The sequence below is a fragment of the Streptomyces sp. NPDC059142 genome (assembly GCF_042755665.1).
Lineage (GTDB): Bacteria > Actinomycetota > Actinomycetes > Streptomycetales > Streptomycetaceae > Streptomyces.
The window spans coordinates 19655-30082 of the sequence record NZ_JBHZDA010000020.1; the positions used below are offsets into that span (position 1 = coordinate 19655).

Annotated in this window: 8 protein-coding genes and 1 pseudogene; 1 reads left to right on the forward strand and 8 read right to left on the reverse strand. The window is 71.5% G+C overall.

Annotation, left to right across the window (positions count from 1 at the left end):
• Positions 1-237 precede the first annotated feature (237 nt).
• From pstB to pstS, 4 genes are all read right to left on the reverse strand, one after another.
• Positions 238-1014: a phosphate ABC transporter ATP-binding protein PstB gene (gene pstB, locus ACFXPK_RS10595; protein WP_384995954.1), complete on the reverse strand. Its 777-nt coding sequence runs from the start codon at positions 1012-1014 to the stop codon at positions 238-240.
• Between the two features lie 52 nt (positions 1015-1066).
• Positions 1067-2149, reverse strand: coding sequence for a phosphate ABC transporter permease PstA (pstA, locus tag ACFXPK_RS10600; RefSeq protein WP_385073843.1), 1083 nt, complete (start codon positions 2147-2149; stop codon positions 1067-1069).
• Positions 2146-3138, reverse strand: a complete 993-nt coding sequence (gene pstC, locus ACFXPK_RS10605) for a phosphate ABC transporter permease subunit PstC (RefSeq protein WP_384995959.1) — start codon at positions 3136-3138, stop codon at positions 2146-2148. The genes pstA and pstC overlap by 4 nt, the downstream gene beginning before the upstream one ends.
• Before the next feature lie 163 nt (positions 3139-3301).
• Positions 3302-4441 (reverse strand): phosphate ABC transporter substrate-binding protein PstS, encoded by a 1140-nt coding sequence (pstS, locus tag ACFXPK_RS10610; protein WP_384995962.1) that lies wholly within the window; start codon positions 4439-4441, stop codon positions 3302-3304.
• Positions 4442-4714: 273 nt separating this feature from the next.
• On the opposite strand from pstS, the gene ACFXPK_RS10615 reads away from it, so the two are divergent.
• Positions 4715-5296, forward strand: coding sequence for a DUF1203 domain-containing protein (locus ACFXPK_RS10615; RefSeq protein WP_385073847.1), 582 nt, complete (start codon positions 4715-4717; stop codon positions 5294-5296).
• Positions 5297-5330: 34 nt separating this feature from the next.
• On the opposite strand, the gene ACFXPK_RS10620 is transcribed toward ACFXPK_RS10615, so the two are convergent.
• The 4 genes and pseudogenes from ACFXPK_RS10620 to mshD form a co-directional block, all read right to left on the reverse strand.
• A complete protein-coding gene (locus ACFXPK_RS10620; RefSeq protein WP_385073850.1) occupies positions 5331-5756 on the reverse strand; it encodes an NUDIX hydrolase in 426 nt (141 codons plus the stop codon).
• Positions 5753-6760, reverse strand: a complete 1008-nt coding sequence (locus ACFXPK_RS10625; protein ID WP_385073975.1) for a CHAD domain-containing protein — start codon at positions 6758-6760, stop codon at positions 5753-5755. The genes ACFXPK_RS10620 and ACFXPK_RS10625 overlap by 4 nt, the downstream gene beginning before the upstream one ends.
• A gap of 133 nt (positions 6761-6893) precedes the next feature.
• Positions 6894-9140, reverse strand: coding sequence for an RNA degradosome polyphosphate kinase (locus tag ACFXPK_RS10630; protein ID WP_384995970.1), 2247 nt, complete (start codon positions 9138-9140; stop codon positions 6894-6896).
• A gap of 323 nt (positions 9141-9463) precedes the next feature.
• Positions 9464-10345 (reverse strand): annotated as a pseudogene (mshD, locus tag ACFXPK_RS10635) (mycothiol synthase); the annotation flags it as partial.
• Positions 10346-10428 lie beyond the last annotated feature (83 nt).

Here is a 10428-nt window from a genome sequence, read left to right on the forward strand (position 1 = left end):
GGTCTTCGGCTGCTGCCCTTCGACCGGACCCTTCGACCGGTGCCTTCGACCGCACCCTTCGACCGGTGCCTTCGACCGCACCCTTCGACCGGTGCCTTCGGCCGACGTCTTCGGCCGGCGCCGGTCCGTACCACGTGATGGGGCCCGCCCCCCTGGGAGAGGGGGCGGGCCCTTCGTCTTGCGGTGGCACCGCCATGCAGCACCGCAGGACGTCTGTGTCGCCAGGTCCGTCCGGGGTTATCCGAAGCGGCCGGAGATGTAGTCCTCCGTCGCCTGCACGGACGGGTTGGCGAAGATCCGCTCGGTCTCGTCTATCTCGATGAGCTTGCCGGGCTGGCCGACGGCCGCCAGGTTGAAGAAGGCCGTACGGTCCGAGACCCGCGCCGCCTGCTGCATGTTGTGCGTCACGATGACGATCGTGAAGCGCTCCTTCAGCTCACCGATCAGGTCCTCGATCGCCAGCGTCGAGATCGGGTCCAGCGCCGAGCACGGCTCGTCCATCAGCAGCACCTCCGGCTCGACCGCGATCGCGCGGGCGATGCACAGACGCTGCTGCTGGCCGCCGGAGAGGCCGGAGCCGGGCTTGTTGAGGCGGTCCTTGACCTCGTTCCAGAGGTTGGCGCCCTTGAGGGACTTCTCGACGACGTCCGCCAGCTCGTTCTTGCGGACGGTGCCGTTCAGCCGGAGCCCGGCCGCCACATTGTCGAAGATCGACATGGTCGGGAAGGGGTTCGGGCGCTGGAAGACCATGCCGACGGTACGGCGTACCGCGACCGGGTCGACGTTGGACCCGTACAGGTTCTCGTCGTCCAGGAGCACCTTGCCCTCGACGCGGCCACCCGGGGTGACCTCGTGCATCCGGTTCAGGGTGCGCAGAAAGGTGGACTTGCCGCAGCCGGACGGGCCGATGAAGGCCGTCACGGAGCGGGGCTCGACGGTCATCGAGATGTCGTCGATGGCCCGGTGGGAGCCGTAGAAGGCGGTCAGTCCGCTGACGTCGATGCGCTTGGCCATTACAACCACTGCTTCTTTCGTGGCTCCGCGCGGCGGAGCCGGGTCTCGGGCCTCAGCGGCCGGTCTTCGGGGCCTTCCAGCGGGCGATACCGCGCGCCACCAGGTTCAGGATCATCACGAACGCGATCAGCACCAGCGCTGCCGCCCACGCACGGTCGTACGACGCCACTTCACCGAGCTTGTACTGCTCGTAGATGTAGAAGGGCAGCGACGACTGGGCACCCTCGAAGGGGTTGTTGTTGATGAGCTGGCTGCCGAAGACGAGAAGGATGATCGGCGCGGTCTCACCCGCGATACGCGCGATCGCGAGCATCACACCGGTGGTGATGCCGCCGATCGCGGTCGGCAGGACCACCTTGAGGATCACCCGCCACTTCGGTACGCCGAGGGCGAGCGCGGCCTCGCGCAGCTCGTTGGGTACGAGCTTGAGCATCTCCTCGGTGGAGCGGACCACGACGGGGAGCATCAGGATGGTCAGCGCGAACGAGCCCATCAGGCCGGACGGCTCGGTCTTGGTCATCAGCATCAGCGAGAGGATGAACAGACCGGCGACGATCGACGGGATGCCCGTCATGACGTCCACGAAGAACGTCACCGCCTTGGCGAGCGAGCCCTTGCCGTACTCCACCAGGTAGACGGCGGTCAGCAGACCGAGCGGCGTGGCGATCACCGTGGCGATGCCGACCTGCTCCAGCGTGCCGATCAGCGCGTGGTAGACGCCGCCGTTCGCCTCGGAGCCCAGGACCCCGGCCATCGAGTGCGTCAGGAAGTCGAGGTCGAGTACCTTCACGCCGCGCGTGATCGTGGTCCACAGCAGCGAGAACAGCGGGATGACCGCGAGGACGAAGCAGACCCAGACGACGCTGGTGGCGAGCCGGTCCTTGGCCTGGCGCTGGTTCTCGACGGCCGTCGTGACGGTGTACGAGATGGCGAGGAAGGCGACGACGGCGATCAGGCCCCACTGGACCTTGCTGCTGAGCCCCGCGCCCGCGCCGATACCGGCGCCGATGAGCACGCCGGTCGCGGCGAAGCCGGCCGGGGCCCAGCTCGGCAGGCTGCGCTGGCTGAGGCTGCCGCGCCGGCCGCCGGACGGCGGCAGGGGCGTCGGCGTGTCCTGGATGGTCGCGTGGCTCATGCGTTGGCCCCCGAGTACTCCTTGCGGCGCGCGATGATCAGCCGGGCCGCACCGTTCACCAGCAGGGTGAGGACGAAGAGGACCAGACCGGAGGCGATCAGGGCGTCGCGCCCCAGCTCGTCGGCCTCGTCGAACTTCGCCGCGATGTTCTGGGCGAACGTGCCGCCGCCCGGGTCGAGCAGATGGAGCGAGATCAGGTAGTTCGGGGAGAGGACCGTGGCGACGGCCATCGTCTCGCCGAGCGCGCGGCCGAGACCCAGCATGGAGGCGGAGATGACACCGGAGCGACCGAAGGGCAGCACCGAGAGCCGGATGACCTCCCAGCGGGTGGCGCCGAGCGCGAGCGCGGCCTCCTCGTTCATCCGCGGGACCTGGAGGAAGACCTCACGGCTGACGCTGGTCACGATCGGCAGGATCATGATCGCCAGCAGGATGCCGACGGTGAGCATGTTCCTGGCGACGCCGGGCTGCGTCTGGTCGAAGATGTACGTCCACGCGAAGTACTCGTCGAGCCAGCTGTTGAGACCGCCGAGGTACGGCACGAGCACCACGGCACCCCAGATGCCGTAGATGATGCTCGGCACGGCGGCCAGCAGGTCCACCACGTACGCGAGGGGAGAGGCCACCTTGCGCGGCGCGTAGTGCGAGATGAACAGGGCGATGCCGACAGCGATCGGAACCGCGATGACCATCGCGATGATCGAGCTGACGATCGTGCCGAAGAGCAGGACCGCGATACCGAAGACCGGCGGGCTCGCGGAGGGGTTCCAGTCGAAGGTGGTGAGGAAGTTGCCCTCGTCCTTCGAGATGGCGATGACCGAGCGGTAGCTGAGGAACACCGCGATCGACGCCATGAGGACGAGCAGCAGAATGCCCGAGCCCCTGGAGAGGCCCGAGAAGATCTTGTCGCCCGCGCGGCCCGTGGTGGGGCGGGACGGGGGGTCGGCCGGCGGGGCCGGCGGAACGTCTATCGGTGTGGTGGAAGCCATGTCTTTCCGGTCTGTGTGGGGGAGCGCCGGCTCCCCTGGCGGCGGTGCACCGGATGGGGTGGGCGACGGCCACCGGCCCGGAGGGGTGCGCCGGGCCGGCTGCCGTCACCGTGGAGCTGAGGTACGTGGCCTTCCCGCACGGGATGCGGGAAGGCCGGTCCCACTAGGAGAGCGAGGCGACGGTCTCGCGGACCTTCGCGTTGATCTCGGCCGGGATCGGGGCGTAGCCCGCCTCGGAGAGCAGCTTCTGGCCGTCCTCGCTGGCGGTGTAGTTCAGGAAGGACTTCATCGTGGCGAGCGTGGCGGGCTTGTTGCCCTTGTCGCAGGCGATCTCGTACGTCACCAGGACGATCGGGTAGGCGCCGTCGGCCTTGGTGGCGTAGTCGAGGTCGAGCGCCAGGTCCTTGCCGGTGCCCTTGACCTTGGCGGCGGCGATGGCCTTGGAGGCGTTCTCCGAGGTCGCCTCGACGGGGGCGCTGGCGCCCGTGTCGATCTTGACCGTGGAGAGCTTCTGCGAGGTGGCGTAGGAGAGCTCGAAGTAACCGATCGAGCCGTCCACCTGCTTGACCTGCGTGGCGACACCGGCGGAGCCGGAAGCGGCCTGGCCACCGGGGGCGGGCCACTTCTTCTCGGCCTCGTACTTCCAGTCGGAGGAGGCCGTGGCACCCAGGTACTTGCCGAGGTTCTGCGTGGTGCCGGAGTCCTCGGAGCGGTGGAACGCCTGGATCGGCTTGTTCGGGAGCTTGGCCGACGGGTTGAGGGCCTTGATCGCCGGGTCGTTCCAGGTCTTTATCTTGCTGTCGAAGATCTTGGCGAGGGTGGGCGCGTCGAGGACGAGGCCGTCCACACCCTCCAGGTGGTAACCGATCGCGATCGGTCCGCCGACCATCGGCAGGTTGATGCCCTGGCCGCCGCCGGTGCACGTCTTCTTGGAGTCCGCGACCTCTTCGGGCTTGAGCGCCGAGTCGGAACCGGCGAAGCCGACCGTGCCCTGGTTGAACGCGACGATGCCCTCGCCGGAGGAGGAGGACTTGTAGTTGACCTCCACACCGGAGCAGGTCGCCATGTAGTTCTTCACCCAGAGGTCCATGGCGTTCTTCTGCGCGCTGGAGCCGGACGCGAGCAGCTGGCCCTTGGCGTCCTTGCACACGGCGCTGGAGGCGGCGCTGGACTTCGTGCCGCTGCTGCTGGTGCTTCCCTCGCTGTTGTTGTCCGAACCGCACGCCGTGAGAACCAGGGCGCCGGAGACGGCGAGGGCACCGAGCGCGGTGGCGCGCAGCCCGTTCTTGCGCTGAAGCTTCACTTTTCGGGTGTTCCTTCCAGGAGCCGCCGGTCTGACCGTTGTACGGCGGCGTGCGACGAGGTGGCCGGTGCGGCGCTTGAACCGTCACCGTGTAAGGCCGAAATTAGGCAGATCAGGTGAAGCCGCCGACGGAAGGGGGTGAACGGAAGGTGAACCTCGTCGGACACCCTGGGGTTCGAATTCCGGCCGAGCTGTGGGGGGCGCGTGCCCGGCTCCGTACTCGGCGTCCGAATGCCGCCGGCGCGCTCGGGAAAGGCCGCGAAGACTGGCCGTATGAGCGCATACACACCGGAGTCCACGGCCCTGTCCACCCCGGCCACCGGCGCCGTCGGCGCCACCGCCGCCCACACCCCGCTGCCCATCCCCTCCGGCGTCCTCGCGGAGCTGCGCGCCACGGACGACTCGGGGCGGGCGCTGCGGCCGTTCACCGTGCGGGAGGACGGCGTGCCCCTGCGGTGCGTGGGCAGTCCGCTGCGCTGCTGTCTGCGCGGCGCCGTCGCCGGCGAGCGGATCGCGCTCGTCTCGTACGCGCCCCTGCGGCGCTGGGCGGCGGCGCACGGCGCCGAGCCGGGGGCGTACGACGAGGCGGGGCCGGTCTTCATCCACGCCGGGGCGTGCCCGGGGCCGGAGGACGTCGCCGGGTACCCGTTCGCGCGGGCGGGGGCGCTCCGTACCCTCCGCCGGTACGACGCCCGGGGGCGCATCGCCGGCGGGCGGCTCTTCGAGATCCCCGAGGACGCCACGGCCGGTTTCGACCGGGCTCTCGCCGACGCGTTCGCGGAGCCGGAGGTGGCGCTGGTGCATGTACGGGCCGTGGAGTACGGCTGCTTCCAGTTCGAGGTACGGCGGCCGTAGCGGAGCGCCCGCCGCGCGGGGCGGGCCGGGCGCGTCAGGTCGCGTGCAGGGCGGCGAGCAGCCCGTCCACCAGGGCGCGGTCGCGCGGCTGGGTCAGCCGGGTGCGGGCGGCCTCCGGGGTCAGCCAGAGCACACGGTCCACCTCGCTGTTGGGGACGAAGACGCCGACCGTCGCCTCGGCCGCCCAGTAGCTGACCTCCTTGGGGCGCCCCTGGGCCAGGTAGTGGACGGTCTCCAGGCGGGCGCCCGGCGCGCAGTGGTGGCCGGTCTCCTCCAGGACCTCGCGGACCGCCCCGGCCAGGGCGCTCTCGCCGCGCTTGAGCTTGCCCTTGGGGTGCGACCAGTCGTCGTACTTGGGCCGGTGCACGAGGCAGATCTCCACGCCGTCGTCCTTGGAGGGGGCCCGGCGCCACAGCACGCACCCCGCCGCCAGGACCGTTCCCCGGGTCCCCTCGGTCATCGTGTCACCGCCGCCTTCTGCCAGAGCTGCTGGAACGCGAAGCGCGCCGCCTCGACCTCGTGGCGCTGGTCGGCGTGGAGCACGCCCAGCGCGTACGCCGTCGTCGGGGCGATCCGGGGGGTGCGGGCCGCGTTCGCCGCCGCCGCTGCCGCCTCGGCCGCGTCGCGGTGCCGGTCCAGGGCCTGGCCCGCCGCGAGCAGCGCCGGATCGGGGGCGCCGCCCGCGCACCACACCTCCTGGGTGTAGCGGTGCAGCCGCAGCAGCCGCCGTACCTGGTGCCAGGGCGCGTCCTGGGTCTCCCCGTCGGACGTGGTGGCCAGGCCGTGGACCAGGGCCTCCGCGTTGTACGGATGGGCCGCGCGGGCCAGCGGCAGCGCGGCCACGGCGTCCAGGAGCCGCGCCTCGGTCGCCTCGCCGGGGCCCGCCAGCACCTCGACGGCGGGCGCGCCCGCCAGCGGTACCAGCGGCACCTCGGAGGCGAGTACGGCCACCGCGTCCGCCACCGCGTGGAAGCGGGACGAGCCCAGCGCCTGGAGCGCCGACGAGTGCGCGCGGGTCCTGGCCAGGGTGAGCTGGCGCTCCAGCAGCGCGCCCGCCCGGGACGCCCCGACCGTCAGCGTGCCCACGGCCAGGGTGCCGGTCCGCCCCGCGCCCGCCGTCCCCGTACCCGCCGGTGCGGGTCCCGGCTGCGGCACGACCGCGCCCGAGAGCCGGGCCAGCGCCCCCAGCAGCCGGTGCAGCCGGCTGGTGCAGGCGTGCTCCTGGGCGAGGGTGCCGGAGAGCCAGCCCAGCTCCGCACGGAGCTGGTCGGCCGAGGCGGGGTCGAGCAGCGGCCGGTAGGTGTGCAGCGCGCCGCTGATCCGGCGCGCCGCGCCGCGCAGCGTCCTGGCCGCCTCGTCGGCGGCGGCGGTGTCCGCGCCGCTCTCGCCGTACAGCCGCAGTCCGCGCAGGAAGTCGCCCGCGCGGGCGTGCAGATACCCGGACAGGATCTCGCCCGCCGTCAGCCGCCCGGCGGCCGGAACCGCGGAGTCGGCGCTCCCGGCGGCGTCGGCGGGACCGCCCGAGGCCCCTGACCCGGCCTGTTCCGGTGGTGCGGACGGCACCGTCCCGGATGTCGTGCCCCGGTCGGTGTCCACTTCATGGTGCTGCACGCCGGCGCCTCCGGGCGTCTATGAGCATTTCCTGTACGTGCCGCAGCGGCTGGCCCTCCGCGTCCGTGGAGTGCCGGGTCCAGTTGCCGTCCGCGCCCAGGTGCCAGGAGGACGTGTTGTCGGACATCCCGGTCTCCAGGAGCCGGGTGATCGCCGCGCGGTGGGCCGGGTCGGTGATCCGGACCAGCGCCTCGATACGGCGGTCGAGGTTGCGGTGCATCATGTCGGCGCTGCCGAGCCAGACCTCCGGCTCGCCGCCGTTGCCGAACGCGAAGATCCGGGAGTGCTCCAGGAAGCGCCCCAGGACCGACCGCACCCGGATGTTCTCCGACAGGCCCGCCACTCCGGGCCGTACGGCACAGATCCCGCGCACCCAGATGTCCACCGGGACACCCGCCTGCGCCGCCCGGTAACAGGCGTCGATGGTCGCCTCGTCCACCATCGAGTTGACCTTGATACGGACGTACGCGGGCCGCCCGGCGCGGTGGTGCGCCACCTCCTTGTTGATCCGGGAGATGAGGCCGTCCCGCAGGGACTTCGGGGCGACCAGCAGCCGCCGGTAGGTCTCCCGGCGCGAGTAGCCGGAGAGCCGGTTGAAGAGGTCGGAGAGGTCCGCGCCGACCTGCGGGTCCGCGGTGAGCAGCCCCAGGTCCTCGTAGAGCCTGGCCGTCTTCGGGTGGTAGTTGCCGGTGCCGACGTGGCTGTAGCGGCGCAGGGTCTCGCCCTCCTGCCGTACCACCAGCGAGAGCTTGCAGTGCGTCTTCAGCCCGACCAGCCCGTACACCACGTGGCAGCCGGACTCCTCCAGCTTCCTGGCCCACTTGATGTTGGCCTGCTCGTCGAAGCGCGCCTTGATCTCGACGAGGACGAGAACCTGCTTGCCGGACTCCGCCGCGTCTATCAGCGCGTCCACGATCGGGGAGTCGCCGGACGTCCGGTACAGCGTCTGCTTGATGGCCAGCACGTCCGGGTCGGCCGCCGCCTGCTCCAGGAATGCCTGGACGGAGGTGGAGAACGAGTCGTACGGGTGGTGCAGCAGGACGTCGCGTTCGCGCAGCGCCGCGAATATGTCGGGCGCGGAGGCGGACTCCACCTCGGCGAGATCGCGGTGCGTGCCCGCGATGAACTTGGGGAACTTCAGCTCCGGCCGGTCCAGCGACGAGATCCGGAAGAGCGCGGTGAGGTCCAGCGGCCCCGGCAGCGGATAGACCTCCGCGTCGGACACCTTCAGCTCGCGGACCAGCAGGTCGAGGACGTACGGGTCGATGGACTCCTCGACCTCCAGGCGCACCGGCGGCCCGAAGCGGCGCCGCATCAGCTCCTTCTCCAGCGCCTTGAGGAGGTTCTCGGCGTCGTCCTCCTCGACCTCCAGGTCCTCGTTGCGCGTGACCCGGAACATGTGGTGCGCCAGCACCTCCATACCGGGGAACAGCTCCTCCAGATGTGCGGCGATCACATCTTCGAGGGGGACGTAGCGCTGCGGCGACGCCTCCAGGAACCGGGCCAGCAGCGGCGGCACCTTCACCCGCGCGAAGTGGCGGTGGCCGCTGACCGGGTTCCGTACGACGACCGCGAGGTTGAGGGAGAGCCCCGAGATGTACGGGAACGGGTGCGCCGGGTCCACCGCGAGCGGGGTGAGGACCGGGAAGATCTGCTGGCGGAAGAGGGTGAAGAGCCGCGCCTGCTCCTTCTCGGTCAGCTCGGGCCAGCGGATGATGTGGATGCCCTCGTCGGCCAGCGCGGGGGCGACGTCCTGCTGGTAGCAGGCGGCGTGGCGGGCCATGAGCTCGCGCGAGCGGGTCCAGATCAGGTCCAGCACCTCGCGCGGCTGGAGGCCGGAGGCGGAGCGGGTGGCGACGCCGGTCGCGATGCGCCGCTTCAGACCCGCGACCCTGACCATGAAGAACTCGTCCAGGTTGGACGCGAAGATCGCGAGGAAGTTGGCCCGTTCGAGCAGCGGCGTCGCCGGGTCCTCGGCCAGCTCCAGCACCCGCTCGTTGAACGCGAGCCAGCTCCGCTCGCGGTCCAGGAACCGGCCCTGGGGCAGCTCGGCGCCGCCGTGGTCGCGGTCCTCCTCGTACGCGTCGAGGTCGGAGTCGAGATCGGGTTCGAGATCGCCCGCGGACCCGGTCGCGGCGACCGTATGGGGCCGGTGCGCGGCTATGAAGCCGACGGACGGCTGCTGAGGGGGCTGGGAGTGCTGGACCGGAACCTCGGCGGGCTGGTGGCTCATGTCCCTATTCTTCCGCGCGGAGGGTACGACAGGCGCGTCGGAGAGAGCGGGGGTGAGGCGGATCCTGCCGTTCGCGGCGGTCCTGGCGTCGGGAGTGCCGTCCGTGGTGCGGTTCGGGGTGCCGTTCGGGGTGGGGGGTACAGCGGGCTCGGGCTGCATTCACCGAGGGTCGCAAGGGCTTCTGAATGGCCGGTAACGGGGACATGACATGCAGGGAAGCGGGGCGGGTCCCCCCGGGGCCGGCGGGCGCGGTACGCCGTTCGGGTGGCCCGGGGAGGCCCGGCGTGTGCACGGGTCCGTGGCCCCGGGGAGGCCCGGCGTGCTCAGGTCTCCGTGCGGTACATCAGGTCCACCTCGTGCGTGACGAAGCCGAGCCGTTCGTACACCGTCACCGCCGCCGTGTTGTCCGCGTCCACGTACAGCATCGCCGTCGGCAGCGCCTGCGCCGCGAGGTGGCGCAGCCCGATCGCGGTGAGCGCCTTGCCGAGGCCGCCGCCCTGCGCGTCCGGGCCGATGCCGACGACGTACACCTCACCGAGCTGCTCCTCGGCGTGCACCTTCGTCCAGTGGAACCCGATCAGCTCCCCGTCCCGCACGGCCAGGAAGAACCCCTTCGGGTCGAACCAGGACTCCGCGATCCGGTCGTCCAGGTCCCGCTGGGTCAGCGCGCCCTGCTCCGGGTGGTGGGCGAACGCGGCGGCGTTGACCGCGAGCCAGGCCGTGTCGTCCTGCCCGGGGACGAAGGTGCGGACGGTGACCCCGGGCGGCAGCACCGGCTCGGCGATGTCCAGCGGGGCCAACGGGCGCCGGAGCTGGCGCAGTTCGCGGAAGAGGGTCAGCCCGAGCACCTGCGCGAGATGGCGGGCGGCCGGCTTCCCGCCGTGCGCCCACGCCCGCAGCCGCTTCCCCGAGGCGCCCAGCAGCGCGTTGCCCAGCGCCCGGCCGTGGCCCCGGCCGCGCCGCCCGGGGCGTACCACCAGTTCGACGGCGGGCGCCTCGATGGGGTCGGTGTCCTCCAACTGCCCGTATCCGACCAGCTCCCGCGTCCCGCCGTCCCCCTCGGCGCCTGCGGCGTCGCCGCTCTCCGGGTCCGCGGTGACCAGGAAGTGCCGTACGCCCTCGCGGTGTCCGCCGCGCAACTGGAGCCGCCCCTGCTCCGAGACGGCCTGCACCCCGTCCGTGGCGGCTGCTTCGGCGTTCAGGGCGGTGGAGTGAGGGGGCGTCTCGGGGGGGTGCGGGGGGTAGGTCTGGCTGTGACGGCGGGAAGGGGGGGGTTATGGCGGAGTCA

What these genes read in the sequence shown, in the direction of transcription:
- pstB (WP_384995954.1), bottom strand. Translation starts at nt 1,014, where the DNA reads ATGGCCAAGCGCATCGACGTCAGCGGACTGACCGCCTTCTACGGCTCC.
- pstA (WP_385073843.1), bottom strand. Translation starts at nt 2,149, where the DNA reads ATGAGCCACGCGACCATCCAGGACACGCCGACGCCCCTGCCGCCGTCC.
- pstC (WP_384995959.1), bottom strand. Translation starts at nt 3,138, where the DNA reads ATGGCTTCCACCACACCGATAGACGTTCCGCCGGCCCCGCCGGCCGAC.
- ACFXPK_RS10615 (WP_385073847.1), top strand. Translation starts at nt 4,715, where the DNA reads ATGAGCGCATACACACCGGAGTCCACGGCCCTGTCCACCCCGGCCACC.
- ACFXPK_RS10620 (WP_385073850.1), bottom strand. Translation starts at nt 5,756, where the DNA reads ATGACCGAGGGGACCCGGGGAACGGTCCTGGCGGCGGGGTGCGTGCTG.
- ACFXPK_RS10630 (WP_384995970.1), bottom strand. Translation starts at nt 9,140, where the DNA reads ATGAGCCACCAGCCCGCCGAGGTTCCGGTCCAGCACTCCCAGCCCCCT.